At 66.0% G+C, this 22,596-nt stretch carries 23 protein-coding genes; 16 read left to right on the top strand and 7 right to left on the bottom strand.

The genetic code is table 11. The features are described from left to right. Positions 1–36 precede the first annotated feature (36 nt). Complete coding sequence (gene thiE / locus ON32_RS22045; protein ID WP_040792887.1) at positions 37–735, top strand: thiamine phosphate synthase; 699 nt, start codon at positions 37–39, stop codon at positions 733–735. A gap of 19 nt (positions 736–754) precedes the next feature. Here the strand turns inward: thiE and ON32_RS22040 are convergent, their stop codons facing one another. The 3 genes from ON32_RS22040 to ON32_RS22030 are packed head-to-tail and all read right to left on the bottom strand — an operon-like array spanning position 755 to position 5,476. Then, positions 755–3,097: a serine/threonine-protein kinase gene (locus tag ON32_RS22040; RefSeq protein ID WP_040792886.1), complete on the bottom strand. Its 2,343-nt coding sequence runs from the start codon at positions 3,095–3,097 to the stop codon at positions 755–757. A 4-nt stretch (positions 3,098–3,101) separates the two neighbouring features. Then, complete coding sequence (locus tag ON32_RS22035) at positions 3,102–4,118, bottom strand: glutamate ABC transporter substrate-binding protein (RefSeq protein ID WP_051133557.1); 1,017 nt, start codon at positions 4,116–4,118, stop codon at positions 3,102–3,104. After that, positions 4,115–5,476 (bottom strand): GlnX family signal transduction membrane protein, encoded by a 1,362-nt coding sequence (locus tag ON32_RS22030; protein WP_051133556.1) that lies wholly within the window; start codon positions 5,474–5,476, stop codon positions 4,115–4,117. The genes ON32_RS22035 and ON32_RS22030 overlap by 4 nt, the downstream gene beginning before the upstream one ends. Before the next feature lie 169 nt (positions 5,477–5,645). On the opposite strand from ON32_RS22030, the gene ON32_RS22025 reads away from it, so the two are divergent. Further along, positions 5,646–6,344 (top strand): NUDIX hydrolase, encoded by a 699-nt coding sequence (locus ON32_RS22025; RefSeq protein WP_040792885.1) that lies wholly within the window; start codon positions 5,646–5,648, stop codon positions 6,342–6,344. Between the two features lie 34 nt (positions 6,345–6,378). On the opposite strand, the gene ON32_RS29390 is transcribed toward ON32_RS22025, so the two are convergent. Further along, complete coding sequence (locus ON32_RS29390) at positions 6,379–6,534, bottom strand: CG2302 family histidine operon protein (RefSeq protein WP_169331660.1); 156 nt, start codon at positions 6,532–6,534, stop codon at positions 6,379–6,381. Between the two features lie 161 nt (positions 6,535–6,695). Between ON32_RS29390 and ON32_RS22020 the strand changes: the two genes are divergently transcribed. The 9 genes from ON32_RS22020 (at position 6,696) to ON32_RS21985 (ending at position 17,723) form a co-directional block, all read left to right on the top strand. Next, positions 6,696–8,411 (top strand): acyclic terpene utilization AtuA family protein, encoded by a 1,716-nt coding sequence (locus ON32_RS22020; RefSeq protein ID WP_040792884.1) that lies wholly within the window; start codon positions 6,696–6,698, stop codon positions 8,409–8,411. A gap of 5 nt (positions 8,412–8,416) precedes the next feature. Further along, the gene (locus ON32_RS22015; protein WP_373284355.1) at positions 8,417–9,559 is read left to right on the top strand and encodes an acyl-CoA dehydrogenase family protein; all 1,143 of its coding nucleotides are present in this window, start codon (positions 8,417–8,419) and stop codon (positions 9,557–9,559) included. Next, positions 9,556–11,154, top strand: coding sequence for an acyl-CoA carboxylase subunit beta (locus ON32_RS22010; protein ID WP_040792882.1), 1,599 nt, complete (start codon positions 9,556–9,558; stop codon positions 11,152–11,154). The genes ON32_RS22015 and ON32_RS22010 overlap by 4 nt, the downstream gene beginning before the upstream one ends. An 8-nt stretch (positions 11,155–11,162) precedes the next feature. Next, positions 11,163–13,172, top strand: coding sequence for an acetyl/propionyl/methylcrotonyl-CoA carboxylase subunit alpha (locus ON32_RS22005; protein ID WP_245551223.1), 2,010 nt, complete (start codon positions 11,163–11,165; stop codon positions 13,170–13,172). 2 nt (positions 13,173–13,174) lie between these two features. Next, positions 13,175–14,335, top strand: coding sequence for an acyl-CoA dehydrogenase family protein (locus tag ON32_RS22000; RefSeq protein ID WP_040792880.1), 1,161 nt, complete (start codon positions 13,175–13,177; stop codon positions 14,333–14,335). An 11-nt stretch (positions 14,336–14,346) separates the two neighbouring features. Then, positions 14,347–15,126 (top strand): enoyl-CoA hydratase family protein, encoded by a 780-nt coding sequence (locus ON32_RS21995; RefSeq protein ID WP_040792879.1) that lies wholly within the window; start codon positions 14,347–14,349, stop codon positions 15,124–15,126. A gap of 7 nt (positions 15,127–15,133) precedes the next feature. Then, complete coding sequence (locus tag ON32_RS21990) at positions 15,134–15,748, top strand: TetR/AcrR family transcriptional regulator (RefSeq protein ID WP_040792878.1); 615 nt, start codon at positions 15,134–15,136, stop codon at positions 15,746–15,748. Between the two features lie 89 nt (positions 15,749–15,837). Continuing rightward, complete coding sequence (locus ON32_RS29685; RefSeq protein WP_157224288.1) at positions 15,838–16,401, top strand: hypothetical protein; 564 nt, start codon at positions 15,838–15,840, stop codon at positions 16,399–16,401. 44 nt (positions 16,402–16,445) lie between these two features. Continuing rightward, a complete protein-coding gene (locus tag ON32_RS21985) occupies positions 16,446–17,723 on the top strand; it encodes an immunity protein Imm33 domain-containing protein (RefSeq protein ID WP_157224287.1) in 1,278 nt (425 codons plus the stop codon). 82 nt (positions 17,724–17,805) lie between these two features. Here ON32_RS21985 and ON32_RS21980 read toward each other — a convergent pair whose 3' ends face one another. The 3 genes from ON32_RS21980 to ON32_RS21975 are packed head-to-tail and all read right to left on the bottom strand — an operon-like array spanning position 17,806 to position 19,438. Next, entirely contained in the window at positions 17,806–18,732 is a 927-nt protein-coding gene (locus ON32_RS21980) for an NAD-dependent epimerase/dehydratase family protein (RefSeq protein WP_051133554.1), read from the bottom strand. Further along, positions 18,729–19,073, bottom strand: coding sequence for a hypothetical protein (locus tag ON32_RS29065; protein ID WP_157224286.1), 345 nt, complete (start codon positions 19,071–19,073; stop codon positions 18,729–18,731). Before ON32_RS29065 ends, ON32_RS21980 begins: the two co-directional genes overlap by 4 nt. Beyond that, the gene (locus tag ON32_RS21975; RefSeq protein ID WP_157224285.1) at positions 19,070–19,438 is read right to left on the bottom strand and encodes a hypothetical protein; all 369 of its coding nucleotides are present in this window, start codon (positions 19,436–19,438) and stop codon (positions 19,070–19,072) included. Before ON32_RS21975 ends, ON32_RS29065 begins: the two co-directional genes overlap by 4 nt. A gap of 290 nt (positions 19,439–19,728) precedes the next feature. Between ON32_RS21975 and ON32_RS21970 the strand changes: the two genes are divergently transcribed. The 5 genes from ON32_RS21970 to ON32_RS30895 all read left to right on the top strand — a co-directional run bounded on the left by ON32_RS21970 (position 19,729) and on the right by ON32_RS30895 (position 22,538). After that, complete coding sequence (locus tag ON32_RS21970) at positions 19,729–20,643, top strand: helix-turn-helix domain-containing protein (RefSeq protein WP_051133553.1); 915 nt, start codon at positions 19,729–19,731, stop codon at positions 20,641–20,643. Then, on the top strand, positions 20,630–20,839 hold the full coding sequence (locus tag ON32_RS28165; RefSeq protein WP_083874708.1) for a DUF397 domain-containing protein: 210 nt from the start codon (positions 20,630–20,632) through the stop codon (positions 20,837–20,839). The genes ON32_RS21970 and ON32_RS28165 overlap by 14 nt, the downstream gene beginning before the upstream one ends. 201 nt (positions 20,840–21,040) lie before the next feature. Next, positions 21,041–21,322 carry a DUF397 domain-containing protein gene (locus ON32_RS28160; RefSeq protein WP_083874707.1) on the top strand — a complete coding sequence of 94 codons (282 nt, stop codon included), beginning with the start codon at positions 21,041–21,043 and terminating at the stop codon, positions 21,320–21,322. Between the two features lie 388 nt (positions 21,323–21,710). Then, the gene (locus ON32_RS30900; protein WP_373284351.1) at positions 21,711–22,250 is read left to right on the top strand and encodes an SDR family NAD(P)-dependent oxidoreductase; all 540 of its coding nucleotides are present in this window, start codon (positions 21,711–21,713) and stop codon (positions 22,248–22,250) included. A gap of 153 nt (positions 22,251–22,403) precedes the next feature. Next, positions 22,404–22,538, top strand: a complete 135-nt coding sequence (locus ON32_RS30895) for a hypothetical protein (RefSeq protein WP_373284350.1) — start codon at positions 22,404–22,406, stop codon at positions 22,536–22,538. Positions 22,539–22,596: the final 58 nt, after the last annotated feature.

Below are 22,596 nucleotides of genomic sequence, written 5' to 3'. Positions count from 1 at the left end.
TCGCTTCCCCACGGTAGCGCGGCTACGGTCGTAGACGTGCAACCGTCCCACGCCCGCCGAACGCTGCCGCCGCGAGACCGGCTGGCCACCGCGCGTCTGTACCTGTGCACCGATGCCCGCCGAGAGAAGGGCGACCTTGCCGAGTTCGCCGAGGCCGCTCTGGCCGGTGGGGTGGATATCATCCAACTCCGCGACAAGGGCTCCCCGGGGGAGGCGCAGTTCGGCCCGCTGGAGGCGAAGGCCGAACTCGGGGCGCTTGCCGAACTCAAGGCCGCCGCGCGCCGACACGGTGCACTGTTCGCGGTGAACGATCGCGCCGATCTGGCCCTGGCCGCCGGTGCCGATGTGCTGCACCTGGGGCAGGAGGATCTGCCGCCCTGGTACGCCCGCCGCATCCTGGGGCCGGATGTGGTGATCGGCCGTTCCACCCACAACCGGGCACAGGCCGAGCCGGCCGCCATCGACGAGAACATCGACTACTTCTGCACCGGTCCGGTGTGGGCCACCCCCACCAAACCTGGTCGCCAGGCCGCCGGAATCGAGCTGGTCCGGGCCACCGCCGAGTCCCGACCGACCCGTCCGTGGTTCGCCATCGGCGGTATCGATCGCAATACGCTGCCGGAGGTTCTCGCCGCGGGCGCCACCCGGGTGGTCGTGGTCCGCGCGATCACCGAGGCCGAGGATCCGGAGGCCGCGGCCCGCGAATTGAAAACCGCGCTACTGGAAGCCGACTGAGCGGCGCGAGCGGTTCGGTTCAGAACCAGGTGGTGGCGCGGACATAGTTGGCCAGGTCCACCAGGTTGTAGCGGTGGTGGCGGTCGGGGGCCATCCGCGCCAGGGTGCGCAATCCGGCTTCGGCACCGTTGCGCAGGTCGCGCTCGGTGAAGCGGCTGCCGAGCAGGCCGGCGTCCGGATTGCGGGGTGAGTTGCCCGCCTGCAACCAGGTGAGCGCGCTGCCCAGGACCAGGACGCGCAGCTGAATCGTTCGACGTTCCTCGGTGGGAAGGGCTTCGGTTCGGGCCGCGGCGTCGCGCAGGGTGGTTTCCGGGAGGTCGGTGGCGGGCGCCGAGGTGAGCAGCAACAGAATGGCCGTCATTCGGGCGGTGGTGAAATAGCGGGAGGTCGACGGCACCTCGTCCAGGGCGGCGACCGCCTCGTCGAACCGTTCGGCGGCGGTGAGCTGCCGGGACAGACCGAAGGCCGCGCTCACCACGCTGCGGTCGGTGCGCCAGACGGTCGCGTAGAACCGTTCGGCGTGATCGCGCCAGACCGCCCGATCATCGGTGTCCCAATATCGCAGCCGGAGTTCCGCGGTGCCGGCGAGGGCGAGTTTGGGTGCGATCTCACCGGGCAGCGCCCACAGCACGGCATCGAAGGCCTGGTAGGCGTCCTCGTAGTCCTCGCGCACCAGTGCGGCCAGGCCGGAATACCAGTCGATACGCCAATCGCGTGGACCCGTGTCCGGGACCGCGGCCGCCAATTCGGCTGCGCCGTCGGTATCGCCGCGGTCCAGCCGAATCCGGGCCTCGGCCAGTCGGAGTTCGAGCACCAGGGCGTCGGAATCGGGCTCGGATTCGGCCTGGTGGCGGGCAATGCGCAGTTCCTCCAATGCGCGGTCCGGATCGGGGTGTCCGGTACCGGCCAGGATCGGCGCGGCCGGATTGTCCGGCTCGATCAGCGGCAACGGCAGCGCCGCGGCGATATCGACGGCGTTCAGCAGACAACCGCGCGCAACACCGTCGGCGAGTGCGTCGATGCGCGCGATCGGCTCATCGGTGCCGTATGCCCGGCGTTGCCGCCCGAACACTGTGGACGACTGGGGATGTTCTTCGCCACTGTCCTGCGCCAGGATCTCTCGCAGCACCCCGGACAGTTGCGCGGCCATGGCGCGGGCGGAGGGGAAGCGTCGCCGTGGATCGGGGTCGGTCGCGCGCACCAGCAACCGATGGAAGTACTCGTAGCGGGCCAGGACCGGTTCCTGCTCCGAGTCGGGGAGCCCATCCGGGTAGCGGCCGTTTTCGGTGGGCATGTTCAGGGTCAACACGGCGAGAGTGCGGCCCACGGTGTAGATATCGGAGGCGACCGTAGGACCGGTTTCGGCGATCTCGGGCGCTTGAAAACCCTTGGTTCCGTATAGGTTCCCGTAGGCCCCGATGGGGGTGACAGCGCCCAGATCGATGAGTTTGACCTGGTCGTCCGCCACCATCACATTGTCGGGTTTGAGGTCGTTGTAGGTGAGCCCGGTGGAGTGTAGATAGTCCAGGGCGGGCAGGATTTCCAACAGGTATGCGATGGCCTCGGGGACCGGCATCCGTTCGGGCCGTGGATGTTCGTCGAGCAGTTTCCGCAGCGAACGGCCACCGACATATTCCATGACGATAAAACCGATCGGCTCACCGTCGCGGCCCCGGTGTTCTACGAAATTGTGGATTTTGACAATGCTGGGATGGGCCACCTCGGCGAGGAATTCGCGTTCGGCCGTCGCGACCGCCTGCGCCTCGACATCACCGGAGTTCAACAACCCCTTGAGCACCACCCAGCGATCGCTGACATTGCGGTCGATCGCCAGATAGATCCACCCCAGGCCTCCGTGCGCGAGACAGCCCTGGACCTCGTACTGACCGGCCACCATTTCGCCCGGTTCCAGTGCGGGGCGGAAATCGTAGTAGGTACCGCATTTCCGGCAGTAGCCGCTGGTGGTGGCCGGTCCGGTGGCGTCGGCGCGGCCGACCGGGTTACCGCAGCGCCGGCAGAACCGCTTGTTCTCGGCCACCACCGGATCACTCAATACGGCGGTGCTCGGATCCACGGGTTCGACGGTGGGAATCTCGACCAGCCCCCCGCCCAGGGTCCGGACCGCGGGGCGGGTGCGGACGGTACGGGTGCTGCGACCGGTGGTCCGCATCGATGGAAGCGATCCCCGCTCCGCTGCTCCCGGTCGTGAACCGGCGGTCGATGTGTCGGATGTCGCGGTGGTTCCCTGCATCGCCGCCGTTCCGGCGACCGCGGCGGTTGCCGGGCCGTCGAGGGGCGCCGTCCGCGGACCGGGGGAATCCCCCGGCTCCGTGGACGGGCCACCGAGTTCTTCCGTCGACACGACGTCAGTCCTGATAGGTCGGCGGTGGGGGTCCGGGTGAGCTGCCCAGCAGCGATAGCCAGCGGTCGTAGAGCCGGTTCCAGGTGCCGTCGGCGCGGATGCGGTCGAGGGTGCCGTTCACGAACCGCACCACATCGTCGTTCCCCAGCGGGATGCCGATACCGTACGGTTCGATGCTGATATTCGGTCCCACCAGCTCGGTGTAGGGATCCTGCACGGCCAGACCGGCCAGGATCGCGTCGTCGGTGCTGACCGCATCCACCTGTCGCTGCTGGAGCACGACCAGGCAGTCGGCCCAGGTGGGGACGGTGAGCACGTTCGCTTTGGGCTGGATACGGCGAATATGTTCCAGCGAGGTGGTGCCGCGCACCGTGCAGACCCGTTTGCCCGCCAGATCGGCGAGACCGCGGATACCGGAGTCCTTCACCGCCAGCACTCGTTGATGCGCGTGCAGGTAGACGGTGGAGAATGTCACCTTCTCCCGCCGTTCGCAGGTGATGCTCATGGTCTTGATGACCATATCGACCGTGCGGTCGATCAGAGCCCGCTCCCGATCCTCCGAACCGAGACTGCGGTATTCGATCAGGTCGGGGTTGCCGAACAGATCGCGGGCGACCTCGCGGGCGATATCGGCGTCGAAGCCGACGATCACCCCGCTGACCGGGTCACGGAAGCTGAACAGGTTACTGCCCGCATCCAATCCGACCACCAAACGGCCCCGAGCCCGGATGGCGTCCAGATTGGGGCCGCGAATATTGGCGATGGGCCGCAGACTCGCGATGGGGTCACCGCATGTGGATTTGCCGGGTGGCGACACCGGGGTGTCGTCGTCCACCGGGATCGCCTGGGCGGGCAGCGGTGGTTCGGTGTAGTTGAGATGTCCGGGTTCTTCGCCGGAGTTCGACCCGGTGGCGCAGCCGCCCAACAACGCGACCGCGGTGAGTGTGAACAGGACCCTGCGGATGCGGGTGCGGACGAAGCGGGACAGTATTCGCGGTGTCGGTGTATGCGCGGCGGTCATTGGTACTCTCGCAGTCTGGGCCAGATGCCGAATACGATGTAGCCCGCGGCGGCGATACCGAGGATCACCGCCCCGGGGGCCAGATAGTCGAACACTCGGGCGCTGCGGGAGATCTTGTCGCGCAGGGTGTCCCGGGACTCGGCGATTCCCTGTCCGAGCGCCTGGTCCAATTTCTCCACATGAATGGTGGCGTTCACCGCGCCGGGGCCGGTGGCGGAGGTGGCGGCGCGGGCGAAATCTCCCCGATTCAAGGCATCGTTCATGCGCCGATGCGCGCCGAGCCACTGGTCCAGCGCGGTACGGGCGGTGGTGGACGCGGGGTCGTCGTGTCCGGACAGCAATTCCTTCAATCGGGTGATATTGGCGTCGAAGGTGCGGTCGTAATCACCGGAGGTGTCCCGGCGCACCAGTTTCAGTGTTTCCGCCGAACGCGCCTGCTGGGCCAGGATTCGGCTTTCGGTGAGCCGGGCCGACAGGACCGCTTCGTCGGAGCGCGCACCGGCCATGGATGTCGCCGCGATAGCGCCCGCGAACACCGTCCAGTCCAGCAGGATCAGCATTGCCGCGGAGGCCAGCAGCAGTCCCGCATTGAAGGTCCGGCGCCAGCGTCGGGCCAGTAGGGTCTGGGCCCAGATCAAGGTGCCCAGAGCCGCGAGCAGCAACAGGAATGCGAGCCAGGGCGGCCGAACCTGGTGGCGTTGGGCCTCGTCCACCGCGGCGGCCCGACGGTCGTGTAGCTGTTCGGCCATCGGCAGCAGCACGGTCTGCATCTGGTTGGACGCCTCGCTCAGATAGGCGGCGCCCACCGGGTATCCGGCGCGATTGTTCGCCCGCGCGGTTTCCACGAGCCCGGAATAGACCGGTAGCCCGCTGGCGATTCCCATTCGCCGGCGTAGATCCTCGATGTCGTCGCCGGACAGCCGAACCAGTTCCGCCGCGGCCTCGCCCATGGCCTGGGTGTATCGGTCGCGCACGGCCTGCGGTTCCAGACCGCCGGAGATGAAGGCGGTACTCGCGGCGGCATCGGCGACCGATAGCGAGGTGTAGAGGTGGTGCGCCGAATTGGCGTCCGGTTCGATATCGGTGAGCAGGAGGTCCAGACCGTGTTGCCGGTCGTTCACCGATGCCCCGCTCACCACTCCGGCCGCCAGACACAGCGCGACCAGTAGGAGACCGAGACCGATGAGTTGTCCCGGCGATGATTGCGCGAACGACCGTAACCGACCGAGAGCGAGTCGTTCCCGGACCGCCGTCAGGTACGGGCGTAGCGGAAACAGTTGCCCGATTCTGTTCGACGGTTCAGGGTCGGCCGTCGGCTCGGGTACGACCGTCACCCGATCCGCTGCCACCCGCGTCATGTCCACCTCCCCGTTCGGGCGCCGTGTGCGCTGTGTCGAGCGTATTCGGTTACGCCCCGTCGCGCGCTTCGACGGTGTATTCCGTCGTGGTACTTCCGCGTCATCGTCGCCATTCGTTGTCCGGTTTGCGGCAGGATGGGATGGGGTCGGTCGATGAGGACGGTACGAGATGCGTGGCGATGGTGACGGTTGGGCGCTGAGCCCGGGAGGGGTGCGGCACTGGGGTCGGTTCGGTGCGGCGGGACTGCTGCTGCGTGCGCCGCTGGAAGGCGGGGGCTCGGCGGTGCTGTTGCAGCATCGTGCGCTCTGGAGTCACCAGGGCGGAACGTGGGCCCTGCCCGGTGGTGCGCGCGACAGCGATGAGACGGCGGTGCACACCGCCGTGCGGGAGGCGGAGGAGGAGGCCGGTATCACGGCCGACGCCGTGCAGGTGCGGGCCGAGCGGCTGACCGCCACCGCGCCCAGCGGCTGGACGTACACCACCGTGGTCGCCGATGCCGCCACACCCTTGCCGACCAGCGCGAATCATGAGAGCACCGCCTTGGCGTGGGTGCCGGAAAACGAGGTGGAGCGCCGTCCGCTGCATCCCGGTTTCGCCGTGGCCTGGCCGTCGCTGCGCGCGCTTCCGGCTCGGATCGATCTGAGTGGCCTGCCCGAGGAGACGGCCACCGAACTGGCGAAGGCGCTGCCGCGGACCATCGAATCGGTCGAACACGGTTTCGTCTGGTTGCACGCTCATCCCGAGGGACCCGGAGCGCGGGCCGCCCTCGATCCGTCCGTTCTCGATTCGTCCGAGCGGGCGGCTACTCCGAAGGCCGGTGCGCCACCGGTCCTGCTCACGGTGACGCGCGAGCAGCTGTTGTCGTGATCGGGGGAGCCCGCCGATCGGCGCTGTCCGGTTCTCACAGCAGCCAGGCGATGGCGCCGATCGTCGCCATGACGGCGCATATTCCGAGGCCGATGGCGAGGGGGCGAGTGTTCTTCCAGGTGCTGAAGGCGCCGCCGAGGAGAAACCCCGCCAGGGCGAAGAGAAGAACTACCGCGACGTCGGAGGACATGGGTCCATCTTGGCGGTTGGGATCGCGACGGGGAATGCGGGTGTCATTAACAAGCATGTGTGCTTGATTTTTTATCGCCGTGCTGCGATGCTGATCACTTGTGTGGGCGGTCACGTACCACGGCGTGCGAGCCCGTGTCGCGGTAGGAGGCGAAACCTCTGATGAATGGCCTGGCGGTCGATCCGAACGTCATCCGGATAGGCAACTGTTCCGGGTTCTACGGTGATCGGCACAGCGCCATGCGGGAAATGCTCGAGGCCGGGCAACTCGATGTGCTCACCGGGGACTATCTCGCCGAACTGACCATGCTGATCCTCGGCCGGGATCGGATGAAGGACCCGGCCCTCGGCTATGCCAAGACCTTCCTGCGACAACTCGAGGACTGCCTCGGACTTGCGCTGGAGCGCAATATCCGGATCGTCACCAATGCCGGCGGGCTGAATCCGGCCGGACTCGCGGACAAGGTGCGGGAACTGGCCGACCGGCTGGGACTGTCGGTGCGGGTCGGGTATGTGGAAGGAGACGACCTCACCGACCGGGCCGCGCAGCTCGGTCTCGGGAAGCCGCTGACCGCCAATGCCTACCTCGGGGCCTGGGGCATCGTGGAATGCCTGGACGCCGGCGCCGATGTAGTGGTCACCGGTCGCGTCACCGACGCCTCCCTGGTCGTCGGTCCCGCCGCCGCCCACTTCGGCTGGAACCGCGCCGACCATCACCGGTTGGCCGGCGCGGTCGTGGCCGGGCATGTGATCGAATGCGGTACCCAGGCCACCGGCGGTAATTTCGCGTTCTTCACCGAGATCGCCGATCCCATCCGGCCCGGTTTCCCGATCGCCGAGGTGTACGCCGACGGCAGCAGTGTGATCACCAAGCCCGAGGGCACCGGTGGCGCGGTCACCGTCGACACGGTGCAGGCGCAGTTGATGTACGAAATCCAGGGCGCTCGCTACGCCGGACCCGATGTCACGGCCCGCCTGGACACCATCCGGCTGGAATCCGCCGGACCCGACCGGGTGCGGATCAGCGGCGTGACGGGGGAAGCGCCGCCGCCGCGGCTGAAGGTCTCGCTCAACACCCTCGGCGGTTTCCGCAACGAGATGGAATTCATCCTCACCGGTCTCGATATCGAGGCCAAGGCCGACCTGGCCCGCCGGCAACTGGAGGCCTGGCTGCCGCGCAGACCCGCCGAACTGGAATGGACCCTGGCCCGCCTGGACCGCCCGGACGCCGACACCGAGGAACAGGCCAGTGCGCTGCTGCGCTGTGTGGTCCGTGACCCCGACCCGAATGTGGTGGGGCGGGCCTTCTCGAGCGCCGCGGTCGAACTGGCCCTGGCGAGCTATCCGGGGTGCAGTTTCACCACGCCACCGGGAAACGGCTCCCCGTACGGGGTGTTCGAACCCGGTTATGTCGACGTGGAGGAGGTGTCGCACACCGCCGTACTTCCGGATGCCCGTCGGGTTCGCGTCGAGGCCGGCGCAGAGACGCGGGAGTTGGCCGAGGTGCCACAACCGCCGCTACCCGAACCGTTCCCGACCGGAAAAACCCGCCGCCTCCCGCTGGGCGTCATAGTCCTGGCGCGCAGCGGCGACAAGGGCGGGGACGCCAATATCGGTGTCTGGGTCCGCACCGACGAACAGTGGCGCTGGCTGGCCCACACCCTCACGGTCGACCTGCTCCGGGAACTGCTACCCGAAACCGCCTCGCTCGAGATCACCCGACATGTGCTGCCGAATCTGCGGGCGCTCAATTTCATCGTCGCCGGCCTGCTCGGTAAGGGCGTGGCCTATCAAGCGCGGTTCGATCCCCAGGCCAAAGGGCTCGGGGAATGGCTGCGGTCCCGTTATCTCGATATCCCCGTGGAGTTGCTGCCGTGAGCACTGTGTGGAACACCCCGGAGCGGCGCGAACTACGCGCCACCGTCCGCGGGTTCGTGGAACGTGAGATCCTGCCCCACCTGGACGACTGGGAGCAGGCCGGCGAGATCCCGCGGGAACTGCACAAGAAGGCCGGGGAGCTCGGACTGCTCGGCATCCAATTTCCCGAACAGGTGGGCGGCGCCGGGGGCAACGGTATCGACGCGACGATCGTCTGCGAGGAGATGCACCAGGCCGGGGCCTCCGGCGGAGTGTTCGCCTCCCTGTTCACCTGCGGAATCGCGGTTCCACATCTCATCGCCGCCGGTGATTCCGCGCAGATCGAGCGTTGGGTGAAACCGACCCTGGCCGGGGAGAAGATCGGCTCGCTGGCCATCACCGAGCCCGGCGGTGGCTCCGATGTCGGACATCTCACCACCACCGCGCGTCGCGACGGCGACCACTACATCGTCAATGGCGCCAAGACCTACATCACCTCCGGCTGCCGCGCCGATTTCGTGGTGACCGCCGTACGCACCGGCGGGGAGGGTGCCGCCGGTATCTCACTGCTGGTGGTGGAACGCGGCACGCCCGGGTTCACGGTGAGCCGCAAACTGGACAAAATGGGTTGGCGCGCCTCCGATACCGCCGAATTGTCCTATCAGGACGTGCGGGTTCCGGTAGCGAATCTGGTGGGTCCGGAGAACTCCGGGTTCGCCCAGATCGCCGCGGCCTTCGTCAGCGAACGCGTCGGTCTGGCGGTGCAGGCGTATTCGAGCGCGCAGCGCTGTCTGGACCTCACCCTGGAGTGGGTGCGCAACCGGGAGACATTCGGCCGCCCGTTGATCGGTCGACAGGCGGTGCAGAACACCGTCACCGAGATGGCCCGCCGTATCGATGTCGCCCGTGTCTACACCCGCGAGGTGGCTGCCCGCGCCGCGGCCGGAGAAACCGATCTGATCGCCGAGGTGTGCTTTGCCAAGAACACCGCCGTCGAGGCCGGCGAATGGGTGGCAAACCAGGCGGTGCAACTGTTCGGCGGGCTCGGTTATATGCGCGAGTCCGAGGTGGAACGCCAGTACCGGGATATGCGGATTCTCGGGATCGGCGGCGGAACCACCGAAATCCTCACCGGCCTGGCCGCCAAACGATTGGGATACCAACCGTGACGACACTACGCAGCACCCTGGACACCGATTCGCCCGAGTACCGCGCCGCGGCCGAGGCCATGACCGCCAAACTCGCCGAACTGGACGCCGAATTCGCCAAGGTCATCGCCGGCGGTGGCCCGGATAAACTGGCCCGGCACCGCAAACGCGGCAAACTCACCGCGCGGGAACGGATCGAACTGCTCATCGACGAGGATTCGCCGTTTCTGGAGCTGTGCCCACTGGCCGCCTGGGGCAGCGAGTTCCAGGTGGGTGCGAGCACGGTCACCGGTATCGGTGTGGTGGAGGGCGTGGAATGCATGATCGTCGCGCCCGACCCGACCGTGCGCGGCGGCACCTCCAACCCTTGGACACTACGGAAAACGTTGCGCGCCAACGATATCGTCCGAGAGAACCGGCTTCCGGTGATCTCCCTGGTCGAATCCGGTGGCGCCGATCTGCCCACGCAGAAGGAAGTTTTCGTGCCGGGCGGCCGCATGTTTCGCGATCTCACCCAGGCGTCGGCGGCCGGTATCCCCACCATCGCATTGGTTTTCGGCAACTCCACCGCCGGTGGCGCGTACATCCCCGGCATGTCCGACCACGTGGTGATGATCAAGGAACGCTCCAAGGTGTTCCTCGGCGGCCCGCCGCTGGTCAAGATGGCCACCGGTGAGGAATCCGACGACGAATCGCTCGGTGGCGCCGATATGCACGCCCGGGTGTCCGGGCTGGCCGACTACTACGCGCTCGACGAACAGGACGCCATCCGCATCGGCCGCCGGATCGTCAAACGGTTGAACTGGCGCAAACAGGGCCCGGCGCCACGCGCCGATGTCCGGGAGCCGCTGTACGACGCCGAAGAGCTGCTCGGAATCGTGCCGCCGGATCTGAAGATTCCGTTCGATCCGCGTGAGGTGATCGCCCGGATCGTCGACGGCTCCGATTTCGACGAATTCAAACCGCTCTACGGTTCCAGTCTGGTCACCGGCTGGGCGGAATTACACGGTTACCCGATCGGCATTCTGGCCAATGCCCGCGGGGTGTTGTTCTCCGAGGAATCGCAGAAGGCGGCCCAGTTCATCCAGTTGGCCAACCGAACCGATACACCGCTGCTGTTCCTGCACAACACCACCGGCTATATGGTCGGCAAGGAGTACGAGCAGAAGGGCATCATCAAACATGGCGCGATGATGATCAACGCCGTCTCCAATTCGAAGGTCCCGCATATCTCGGTGCTCATGGGCGCCTCCTATGGCGCCGGACATTACGGTATGTGCGGTCGCGCCTATGATCCCCGTTTCGTCTTCGCCTGGCCCAGCGCGAAATCCGCGGTAATGGGGGGTGCGCAGCTCGCGGGTGTCATCTCCATTGTCGGCCGCGCCGCCGCCGAGGCCCGAGGGCAGGCGTTCGACGAGGAGGCCGACGCCGCCATGCGGGCCATGGTGGAAGCGCAGATCGAGGCCGAATCGCTGGCCATGTTCATGTCCGGGCGACTGTACGACGACGGGGTCATCGATCCGCGCGATACCCGAACGGTGTTGGGTATGGCCCTGTCGGCCATCCACACCGCTCCGATCCAGGGTGCCGAGGGCTTCGGCGTCTTCCGAATGTGAGGCCGGCCGTGACCGATTCACAGCTCATCACCAATGTTCTGGTCGCCAATCGCGGCGAGATAGCCCGACGGGTTTTCGCGACCTGCCGGCGCATGGGCCTGGGCGCCGTTGCGGTGTATTCCGACGCCGATGCCGATTCCCCACATGTGGCGGAGGCGGATGCCGCCGTTCGGCTGCCGGGCAACACACCCGCGCAAACCTATCTGCGGGCCGACCTGCTCATCGAGGCCGCGCGGGCCACCGGAGCGGACGCGATCCACCCCGGCTACGGCTTCCTCTCCGAGAACGCCGGATTCGCCCGTGCGGTGCAGGATGCCGGTCTGGTGTGGGTGGGGCCGCCGCCGACCGCCATCGAGGAGATGGGGTCCAAGGTCGCGGCCAAGAAGATGATGGACGCCGCCGGGGTTCCGGTCCTGGCCGAATTGGACCCGGACGAGGTCACCGCGGATCTGCTTCCCGTGCTGATCAAGGCATCGGCCGGCGGTGGTGGTCGGGGTATGCGTGTGGTACGCGACCTGGCCGAACTCCCCGCGCAACTCGAGGCCGCGCGGCGAGAGGCGGAATCGGCGTTCGGCGACCCGACGGTGTTCTGCGAACGCTACCTGGAGACCGGTCGCCATATCGAGGTGCAGGTGCTGGCCGATACACACGGCACCATCTGGGCGCTCGGCGAGCGGGAGTGCTCGATCCAACGCCGGCACCAAAAAGTTCTCGAAGAAGCACCCTCACCGCTGGTCGAGCGGATCGGCCGCGATATGCGGGACCGGCTGTTCGAGGCCGCCCGCAAAGCGGCCGCCGCCATCGGTTACACCGGTGCGGGCACCGTCGAATTCCTGGCCGACGAGATGGGGGAATTCTTCTTCCTGGAGATGAACACTCGGCTACAGGTGGAACATCCGGTCACCGAATGCACCACCGGCCTGGATCTGGTGCAACTGCAACTGGAAATCGCCCAGGGTGCCGCATTGGCAGCCGAACCGCCTCCCACGCGGGGACATTCGATCGAGGTCCGCCTCTACGCCGAAGACCCCGCCCAGGATTGGCAACCGCAGAGCGGAACCGTACACCTCATCGATATACCTTCGGTGACAACGGAATTCGATATTCCGCCCCGTCCCGGTGTGCGGCTCGACAGCGGTGTGGTGTCCGGTTCGGCGATGGGGGTGCACTACGACCCCATGCTGGCCAAAATCGTCTCCTACGGCCGCACCCGCGACGAAGCCGCTCGATTGTTGGCCGCGGCGCTGCATCGCGCCCGCATCCACGGCCTGGTCACCAACCGCGACCTCCTGGTTCGGGTGCTGCGGCATCCGGCGTTCCTGGCCGGTGACACCGATACCGCGTTCTTCACCACCCACGACCTGAGTGCCCTGTCCGCGCCGGTGGTGTCGGAGGCGCAGGAGGCGCTGTCGGTGGTGGCCGCCGCCCTCGCCGATGCCGCGGCCAACCGCGCGGCGGCCCGGGTCCTGGGCCGGGCCCCGAGCGGCTGGCGCAATCTGCCCTCGCAGTCGCAGCGCAAGTCCTACGAGAGTCGGACCACCGGAAAACACGAGGTCGCCTACCGGTTCACCCGCAACGGTGTGGTGGTGGACGGTTTCGAGGGTCTCGAACCGGTCGAAGTCGGCCCCGACACGGTGGTACTCGCGGTTCCCGGGCCACACGGTCCGGTCCGGCGGCGGTTCACGGTGGCCCGATACGGCGATCTGGTGTGTGTGGATTCGCCATTGGGCCCGGTGAGTGTGCGCCGGTTACCGCGTTTCACCGACCCCGCCGATCAGGTGGCCACCGGATCACTGCTGGCCCCCATGCCGGGCAGCGTGATCCGGGTGGGCGCCGAGGTGGGTAGCACCGTCTCGGCGGGACAGCCGATTCTGTGGCTGGAGGCGATGAAGATGGAACACACCATCACCGCCCCCACCGCGGGTGTGCTCACCGCCGTCAATGTTTCCGTCGGCTCGCAGGTCGATGTCGGCACCGTCCTCGCCGTGGTGGAACCCACGGATGGAATACAGGAGTAATCATGAGCTTCATCGAATCCGAAGAACGTAAACAGCTACGGGCCGCCGTCGCCGACCTGGCCGCCAAGTACAACTACCGTGACTATGTGCTGCCGCGGGCGCGCCGCAACGAACCGCTCACCGAATTGTGGGCGGAAGCCGGCAAGCTCGGCTTCCTGGGCGTGAACCTGCCGGAGGAGTACGGCGGTGGTGGTGCCGGGATATACGAGTTGGCGCTGGTGATGGAGGAGTTGTCCGCCCAGGGCGCGGGGCTGCTGCTCATGGTGGTGTCCCCGGCGATCTGCGGCACCATCATCTCCCGGTACGGCACCGACGAGCAGAAGGCCACCTGGTTGCCCAAACTCGCCGACGGCTCCGCCAAGATGGTCTTCGGCATCACCGAACCCGACGCGGGTTCCAACTCGCATCAGATCACCACCACCGCTCGCCGTGACGGTGACGAGTGGGTCCTCAACGGCCGCAAGATCTTCATCTCCGGTGTGGATCAGGCCGAGGCGGTGCTGATCGTATCCCGCACCGAGGACCACAAAACCGGCAAGCTCAAGCCCGCCCTGTTCATCGTGCCCACCGACGCGCCCGGTTTCGTGAAGACGCCGCAGGAGATGGACATCATCGAACCGGACCACCAGTTCACCTTGTTCCTCGATGATGTCCGTCTGCCCGCCAACGCCCTGGTCGGCAAAGAGGACGCCGCGTTGATGCAGCTGTTCGCGGGTCTGAATCCGGAACGCATCATGGGCGCGGCCATGGCTGTCGGTCTCGGCCGCTACGCCCTCGACCGGGCCGTCGAATACGCCAAGGAACGCGCCGTATGGAAGACCCCGATCGGCGCGCACCAGGGCATCGCGCATCCGCTGGCGGCGGTGAAGGTGGAACTGGAGATGGCCAAGCTGATGATGCAGAAGGCCGCCACCCTCTACGACGCAGGTGACGAGATGAGCGCCGCGGAGGCGGCGAATATGGCCAAATACGCTGCCGGGGAGGCAAGTATCAAGGCCCTCGATCAGGCCATCCAGACCCACGGCGGCGCCGGACTGACCGCCGAATACGGTCTGGCCTCCATGCTCGCCGCGGCCCGTATCGCCCGTATCGCCCCGGTCAGTCGGGAGATGGTGCTCAACTTCGTGGCCCAGCATTCGCTGGGCCTGCCGAAGTCGTACTGATCGGAGCGACCATGACCGATACCACCGGCCCGTTCGTCCGCTACACGGTCGCCGACGGCTTCGCCACCCTCACTCTGGACTCCCCGCACAACCGCAACGCCATCTCCTCCCGGCTGGTCACCGAACTGCTCGACGGGTTGGAGCGAGCCGCCGCCGATCCGGCGGTGCGCGGGGTGGTGCTCACCCACACCGGCAACACCTTCTGCGCCGGTGCGGACCTGAAGGAGGCGGTGGACGCCGACCCGGCCGTCGCCGCCGACCAACGCACCCGATGGATGGTGCGGTTGCTGCGGGCGGTCCTGGAACTGCCGAAACCGGTGCTCGCGCAGATCGACGGCAATGTTCGGGCCGGTGGTATGGGAATTGTGGCGGCCTGCGATATCGTCGTCGCCGGCCGCGACAGCAGTTTCGCCCTCACCGAGGCCCGGCTCGGCCTCGCGCCGTTCGTCATCTCCCTGACCCTGCTGCCGCGGATGGACCCGCGCGCCGCCGACCGTTACTTCCTGACCGGTGAGAAATTCGACGCCGATACCGCCGCCCGGATCGGTCTGATAACCCTCGCCGTCGACGACCCGGCCGCCGAGGTGGCACGGCTGCGCGCCGAACTCCGTAAGGGATCCCCGCAGGGCCTGGCCGAGAGCAAACGTCTCACCACCGCCGCGATCCTGGCCGAATTCGATCGCTGCGCCGAGGAACTGGCGGCGCGTTCCGGCAGGTTCTTCGGCACCCCCGAGGTGATCGAGGGCGCGACCGCCTTTTTGCAGAAACGTCCCCCCACCTGGGCACAATAGGCGCGCTATGGCGATATCGAACGAACCCAAACAGGATCGCAGCCGGGCCACCCGGCAGCGGTTGCTCGAGGCGACCATCGACTGTTTGGCCGAAATGGGTTGGTCGGCGGCCACGGTCGCGGTGGTTGCGGAACGGGCCGGGGTCTCGCGCGGTGCCGCCCAACACCACTTCCCCACCCGGGAAGACCTCATCACCGCGGCATTGACCTACATGTTCGACACCCGAACCGAACAGGCTCTGGTCAATGCGGTCACCGCCACCGGCAGGGCCCGAACCGAAGCGGTGGTCACCGGTCTGGTCGAGTCCTACACCAGTCCGCTGTTCAAGGCGGCCCTCCAGGTATGGACCCATGCCGCCGCCGATCCGGCGCTCCGGGAACGCATAGTCCCTCTGGAGGCCCGGTTCGGTCGTGGCGCCCACCGCCGCGCCGTTGAGGCCCTCGGCGTGGACGACTCCGACCCGGTCGTGCACCGACTCGTGCAGGCCACCCTCGACCTGGCTCGAGGACTGGGGCTGGCCGATGTGCTCACCGACGATTCGGCCCGCCGCAAGGAGATCGTCGCCCAGTGGGCCGACACCCTGCATCAGGCCCTGGTAGCGGCGGGCGCTCGGCTTTCATAAGGCACGAGATCACCCCCGGACACCGGCGGCCGCCGGTGGGCCCATCGATCGGGGTTGGGCCGACGGCCGCTCGAGCGCGAGGAGTTGATATGGCACGGTCTCGGGAGCTGCTCGGGTCGATGGCACTGGTGTGGACGCTGGGCGTGCCCGCGGCGGCGTTGGGGTTCATGACCGGTGCGTTGAATTTGGGTCTCGCTATCGCCGAGGCGACCGGTTCCGAGATTGCCATGGTGCTGTTTCTCCCGGTGAGCGCGATGCTGGGCATGGTCGCGTGGATACTTGCTCTGGACGCGGTATGGCGGTTACGTCGGAGGTATCTGCAGCGCGTGGGGAAGACGGTGTCCGCGGAGGTACTCGAGTCCGACCTCCGGCACAAGAGCAATCGGGGACTGCTCGGTTTCGGCCAGTGGCAGGTACGGATCGAGGCCCGGTTCGGGCACACGGCCGCAGCGCATCCGTCATCGGCGCGCTGCGATGTTTCAGGTCGAAGGCGGGGTCGCGGTAGGGGCGTCCTTCCATGGTCGGGCTGCGGGGGCGCAGGATTGATGTTGGAATGGCACGAGTGCAGATCTTCCGTACCGCAACCTGTGTCGACTCCGATCACCCCGAGTTCACGCTGGTTTTCGAAGACGAACCGACATCCCCCAACATAGTGGGTTGGATTTTGGACCACCTCGAGAACGCAGTGGCGGAAGGTATGCGTTTCGCGCCCGGGGAGACAATCGGGATCGGATGGCGGTCTCTGCGGATCATCGAACGCGCTGATCGAACACTCGGGCTCGAGGAGCGCGTCGGCGCGGAAATCTGGGAAGAACATGTCGATCAGGCGCTGAACGATGTGTGGTATCAGATCGATGCGGCCGAAAAGCTGGATCTGCCGAAAGAACCGGACTCCGTCGCCGAGGACGATATCGCGATCGGGCAACCGTGTGCATTCGAAGCCTCGATGTTGAGCCTCACCCGCTTGGGGCCGGACTCACCGCAACACGGTATGTGGGCGATCGGTTGCGGGGATGAGCACGACCATTCGGAATGGTCGGCCATGGACCTGTTCCAGGTGTCGGAGTCGCTCCCGTTCGTCACTCAATTCCTTGCTCTGCCACCGGAAACCGGAGTGATCATCGACCGGTTCCGGGGTGATGCGACCGGTGGTGTCGTGGCCGGTGTGAGCTATCAGGGCGCGATGCTGACCCCGGACGACGGTATGCGTTTCGGCCCGGAACCCGAATCCATCGAAACATTGATCGCTACGACGCCTGGGGCGAGTTTTGCGATCCACCGGTTCGGAGAAGGCCTGTATCGCACGACGATCGGCAATCAACACGGGCATCCCGAGATCGTCGCCCGAATCACCGAGCCGGTCATACCGGGCATATCGGAATCACTGGTGGAGTTGATTCTGGACGATCTGCAGGATTCCCTTGCCGCGGGAACTCGTTTCGAACCGGGCCAAACGGTCCGGATCGGCGGACGAATCCTGCGCATCGTCGAACGACCCGACGGGATGCTGGGGCTACTGGAACGCGTCGACACCGACCGATGGGAGGAGCACGTCGAGCAGACCCTGCGCGATCTGTGGTATCAGAAAGAAGTCGCGGCAGGCCTCGGCCTGACCCACCGGTTGGATTTTCCGACCGAGGACCGGTATGCGGCCGTCGCCGAATGCGTGGACGAAACGATTTCCGCGCTGCTACTCACCCGCGGGGAAACCGGCGATCCGGCCTCATCCGGCTGGATGGTGTGCTGCCTGCGTGATCACGACCATGGGGAGTGGTCCGCGCGAAGTATCCGGGACCTGTCGGAATCAATGCCGTTCGCCACCCAGTTCCTTGCGCTTCCGGTGAACACATCGATTGCTGTCGAGGCTCCCCACACCACTCCCACCGGACGTATCGGGGTCCGTGTCCTGCTCAACGGTCGGCGCCTCCTCCCGGCGCCCGGATCCTATCTGTCCACACTCGATACCGGCCTTTGATTCGAATCGACACAGTTCGTCCACCTGCCGGCGCGGTCTCTGCCGCAGCGCCGGGTATTGCATGTGGTGGCACCCTGTCCGCTTATGCCCGGCGGTGTCGAACGGTATTCGACCGAGTGAGGACGGTGCTCATCCAGTCGAGGGTATGGCGCAGGCCGGCGGGTAACTCCGTGCGAGGTCGGCGACCGAACCAAGCGCAGGTCCGCGTGACACCGGTGGATGCAGCAATGGTTTCGGCGGTTGTCGTGGATGTGGTTTCGAGCCGGCCCCGGCCGGTGAGCTCGAAGACGATACGGGCGAATTCGACAAGTGGTACGGCGGGCCCGGCGAGATCGATGGGACCGGGCGTGTCGGTATCGAGCAGGGCGAGCACAGCGTCGACCGTGTCACCGACATAGACGAATGCGCGGCGGTCCCGATCACCGAGACGCATCGTTCGTCCGTGCAGTGCCGCCGCGCAGATCAGCGCGGTGACCCGCCCGTCGTCCGGCCACAGGTGGGGCCCGTACACCTCGAACGGTCGCACGATCCCGATATTGGCGTTTCGGTAGTAGCGGGCCGCGGATTCGGTGAGGTGGTTACCTGCCGCGTGCACACTCGCCGCCGTGACCCAACGGCGGCTCGGATGCGAGGAACGAGGACGGGCGCTCGTACCGGAGGCAATGACGATACGGGCATTGTGCGCGGCGGCGAGGTCGAGAGCCGCCAGGGTGCCCGTGGACGCCGCCCGTAGCGCCGCCTCCGGTTGCCGGACGGCGGCGACGGGACTGCCCGGGCGGGCGAGATGCGCGATATGGGTGACCCGATCGAGGTCGGCGAAGGCGCCGAGCCTTGTGATATCCGCAGTGCGGAGGGTGAAACCGGGCCGTCCCAGGAGAGAAGCGATGGTGGCGGTGCGGCCGGTGCTGAAATTATCGATGGCGGTGACCCGGTCGCCGCGGTCGAGCAGGGCGCGACACAGGTGCGAGCCGAGAAATCCGGCGGCGCCGGTGACGACGACATGATTCATGGCAGGGCTTTCTGTCGGTAGGGTCGGCGGACGGGACGGGGACCGAGGCAACCGTGCGCGGCGAGCGTGGCGTAGGCGACGCGTTCGCGGGGGCAGTCGTGGCCGCGATGGCGGCGCATGGCGTTGTGGGCGTCATCGATGCTCAATGGCACCCCGGGCAGGGCGCAGGTCCAGTCCGTTGTGGGGGCCGGCGTGCGCTTGCGCCGGGACCGTTCCGTTCGTGTGTGGGAAGTTGCTCTCGGCGGCGGGTCGACGGGCCACACACACCCGAGGACGAGCGCCGCGAATCCGGACAGGGAAACGGTGAGCAGGATTGTGGACAATGCGTTCCAGACGCTCATATCGAGGTGGCCTCCGTTTTGTCCAGTGGGAGGCTGGGAGCCCAAACCGTGTGGGGGCAAACGGTTTCCAATCGGTATCCCAGATCGCAGAGAAGTCGGGGCTGGTTGTTCACCTGACCGAGGTCGTAGGCGATGATCACCTGGGCGCCGAGTTCGGTGGCGCGGGCGCGAACGTAGGTGAGCGGGTTCGGTTCGTCGACCGGCGGGCGCACGGTATAGAGGTAGCGGTAGCCGGATTCGCGGGCATGCCGCCGAATTTCGTCAGTGTGACGTGGCGCGTGATGGGTGGAGAGCTCGAGTCGAACGAATCCGATGGCGGCGGGTCCGGTATCCGCCGGGGGTTCATGGGCATGCGAGTACGACATGGTTCCTCCCGAAACCTGTGGTGGGTGAGCGCTGAACGGCATTCGGCCACGAGGCGCGACCGTCGAACGTGGTCATCGACCGTGGGGCCGGGAAGACGGTTGCTCCGCCGCGGCCGGTGATGTCACCCGAACGCCTGCCCCCAGGACACCACGGCATATGCGCTGGTCCAAGCCCAATCGGTTATCCGATCCAAATTCGCTTGAAACCCCACGAAGAAAACCAGAAATGGTGTACAACGGACCCGATTGCGTGACTGATCTGATTCGATTCCGCAACAAGGGGGTTCAACGTGACAGGGCGGGAAGACGATGTAGATGCTGTGCCGACATCGACGCTGCCGAGGCGTCAACTCGGTCGGTTCCTTCGCGACCGGCGTGAGGCCAACGGTTTCACCATCGCCGCTGCGGCCAAACTGGTGGATTTGTCGGCGTCGGCGTTACAGCGGGTGGAGTCGGGTCAGACGCAGAAGGTTCGTAAACAAGATGTCCGTGCGCTGTGTGAGTTGTATGGCGTGAGCGCCAAGGACACACGTGCTGCGATCGACCTGGCGGTACTGGCCAGGGCACAGAGCTGGTACCACGCTTATGGCGGTTTGTACTCCGACGCCTACAACATGTACGTCGGTCTCGAAGCTGCGGCGCAGCAACAGCTTACCTATCACGAGCATGTTCCCGGCCTGTTGCAAACCCCGGAGTATGCACGGGCCATCATCGGCGCTTATCCCGGTTTCACCAGTAGGGATGACGTCGAACGTCGTGTTGAGCATCGATTGAAGCGGCAAGCAATTGTCACCCGGAAGACGAACCCGGTCAGGTTGGAAGTCCTACTTCATGAGTCGGCGCTGTATCGGATGGTGGGTGGCCCGAGGATCATGTCAGCGCAGCTACGGCATTTGGCCGAGATCTCCAAACGTGACAATGTCATTCTGCGGATTCACCCATACACCGCCGGCCTGACGTGGGGTATGCCCCACGGTATGTTCACAATCCTGTCGTTCTGCGAGGGTGGACGTGGCGAACCTGTAGAACCTCCTATCGTTTTCATGGAAGGTGGACCAGCGCAGGACGTTTATCTGGAGAAGCCTGCCGAAGTGCGGATTTATAGTGAGCTTGCTTCTGCAATCAGAAGCGCATCGTTGGATGAAAGTCAGACCCGGGAGTTGATTCGCCGGGCCACAAGGGAGATTGAACGTGACAAGCGTTGACCTATCCGGAGCATCTTGGTTCAAGAGCACACACAGCGGTAGCCAGAGCGCCTGTGTCGAAGTGGCATGGCTGAACGAAGGCTATGTCGGAGTCCGGGATTCGAAGAACAAGGCGGCCGCTGCGTTGATCTTCGCTCCTGAAGTTTGGGATGCCTTCACGAAAGATATCCGGTCGGGGGGTCTTGCCTCCGCTTGAGCGATCGTTCCGTCCGGACGGAAATGGCTGCGCCGTATAGCCTGCCAGGAGACGGCCGCTCTGGCTCATCACCTGGTTGTGGACCACGGGTTAACAGCTGATCCCGGGGTTTGCGCTGCATCGGCAGGATGGTGGAACCGCGCTGATCCATGATTGTGGATTCGGCGAGTATACGGATCGAAAAGGGATTGCCGGCCAGGTATGACCTGGTCTCGATGTGGGCCGCGCCACCGGGCGGAACCTGCTGAGGCAGGTCATGAGGAGTTATGCGGTGTGAGCACTGATTTCGCCGGAGCAATACGGTTCAAGAGCAGCCATAGTGGTGGTCGAACCGATTGTGTCGAGGTAGCGTGGTTACGCGATGGAAGGATCGGCGTTAGCGATTCCAAGGATCCATCTGGGCCGGCGCTGGTATTCGAGCCGGCGGTATGGGCGGAGTTCACCTCCGGTATCCGGCAGGCCGGCTCGACCGGTACGGGCTGACATACCCTCACCGGAGAATACCGACAGTCACCGAGCATGTACTTCTCATCCGGCGCATCCTTACCGTTACCTTGTCCCTCCCGAATGGCAGTGACCTCGGGTGGCTTCATCACACCATCTTCGAGGAGGTGCGCTCCCGGCTCATAGGGTGGTCCGAACACTCGCCTCTACGGCAAGGATGTACTGACGTACCAACGTAACCGGCTGGGACGGCAGAGTGAATCCTTCGACGAATTGAGGGCTTTCGAAGAGGAGTATCGCAGCACCTCCTGAAGTAGCGGCGTAGCACAGACTGGTCACGCCGAGGTGGTGGCCGCTTACGCACCGACAGTTCGAGGTCTCCTTTGTCGCGAATCGCTGTTGCAATGTCGGCGGATACATCGGCTTCGTGCGCATACCCGCTTCACCTGCGCGGATACCGGACCAAACCGGCCGCACCATTATCATCACCGGTGCCGATAGCGGGATCGGCCGTGCCGCGGCCGCCGCACTGGTCGCCAAGGGGGCGCGGCTCATCCTCGCCGTCAGAGACCAGGACAAGGGCCACGCCGCCGCTGCCGAGATGAGCGGTGCGGTCGAAGTTCGTCCACTCGATCTCGCTTCGCTGGAGTCGATTCGCGACTTCGCCGCCGGTATCGACAGCGCGGTGGACATTCTCGTCAACAACGCCGGCACGATGACCGACTCGTTGCGGCACACGACGGAGGGTTTCGAACTCCAATTCGGGGTCCACCATCTCGGGCACTTCGCACTGACGAACCTACTGCTGGACCGGGTCACGAGCCGCGTGGTGACCGTCTCCTCCGACGCGCACCGCATCGCGCACATCGATTTCGACGGCCTCCAGTGGGAGGAACGGCCGTACAAACCGCTCCTCGTCCATGGACAGTCCAAGCCGGCGAATCTGCTGTTCACCGTCGAGTTGTAGCGCCGGCTGCCCGCGGTCGGGTCACCGGTGATCGCAGCCGCGGCGCATCCGGTATGGCCTCCACCGGTTTCCGGATCACCAGCGGCAACCGGCGACATCCCCGCCGCAGGCTTCGTCGGCCCCGGTCGCTTCGGTGGTGTCCGTGGACCGGCTGTGATCACCGAGCCGTCGGCCGCAGCGAAAGATCCCGCCACCGCTGAGCGGCTCTGGTGCGTCTCCGAGCAACTCACCGAGACGTATTTCCCATTCACTTCCTCGGTGACCGTGCCCGATATCTCGGATGCCTGACGAAGCAGCGCATTCGATCCACTGCACCGTGGGAGAGGCTCCCGGAAGTTGTACTCGC

It is taken from the genome of Nocardia paucivorans NBRC 100373 (assembly GCF_000308675.1).
Taxonomy (GTDB): Bacteria; Actinomycetota; Actinomycetes; order Mycobacteriales; family Mycobacteriaceae; genus Nocardia; species Nocardia paucivorans.
Note: the sequence above shows the minus strand (reverse complement) of the source record. Positions and strands in the feature narration are given on the sequence as shown.

Excerpts from the sequence above, each read along its gene's own strand:
- ON32_RS22035 (WP_051133557.1), bottom strand. The coding sequence starts at position 4,118 with ATGACCGCCGCGCATACACCGACACCGCGAATACTGTCCCGCTTCGTC.
- ON32_RS22030 (WP_051133556.1), bottom strand. The coding sequence starts at position 5,476 with ATGACGCGGGTGGCAGCGGATCGGGTGACGGTCGTACCCGAGCCGACG.
- ON32_RS22025 (WP_040792885.1), top strand. The coding sequence starts at position 5,646 with ATGCGTGGCGATGGTGACGGTTGGGCGCTGAGCCCGGGAGGGGTGCGG.
- ON32_RS29390 (WP_169331660.1), bottom strand. The coding sequence starts at position 6,534 with ATGTCCTCCGACGTCGCGGTAGTTCTTCTCTTCGCCCTGGCGGGGTTT.
- ON32_RS22020 (WP_040792884.1), top strand. The coding sequence starts at position 6,696 with ATGAATGGCCTGGCGGTCGATCCGAACGTCATCCGGATAGGCAACTGT.
- ON32_RS22000 (WP_040792880.1), top strand. The coding sequence starts at position 13,175 with ATGAGCTTCATCGAATCCGAAGAACGTAAACAGCTACGGGCCGCCGTC.
- ON32_RS21995 (WP_040792879.1), top strand. The coding sequence starts at position 14,347 with ATGACCGATACCACCGGCCCGTTCGTCCGCTACACGGTCGCCGACGGC.
- ON32_RS21990 (WP_040792878.1), top strand. The coding sequence starts at position 15,134 with ATGGCGATATCGAACGAACCCAAACAGGATCGCAGCCGGGCCACCCGG.
- ON32_RS29685 (WP_157224288.1), top strand. The coding sequence starts at position 15,838 with ATGGCACGGTCTCGGGAGCTGCTCGGGTCGATGGCACTGGTGTGGACG.
- ON32_RS21985 (WP_157224287.1), top strand. The coding sequence starts at position 16,446 with ATGCGTTTCGCGCCCGGGGAGACAATCGGGATCGGATGGCGGTCTCTG.
- ON32_RS21980 (WP_051133554.1), bottom strand. The coding sequence starts at position 18,732 with ATGAATCATGTCGTCGTCACCGGCGCCGCCGGATTTCTCGGCTCGCAC.
- ON32_RS29065 (WP_157224286.1), bottom strand. The coding sequence starts at position 19,073 with ATGAGCGTCTGGAACGCATTGTCCACAATCCTGCTCACCGTTTCCCTG.
- ON32_RS21975 (WP_157224285.1), bottom strand. The coding sequence starts at position 19,438 with ATGTCGTACTCGCATGCCCATGAACCCCCGGCGGATACCGGACCCGCC.
- ON32_RS28160 (WP_083874707.1), top strand. The coding sequence starts at position 21,041 with ATGACCTGGTCTCGATGTGGGCCGCGCCACCGGGCGGAACCTGCTGAG.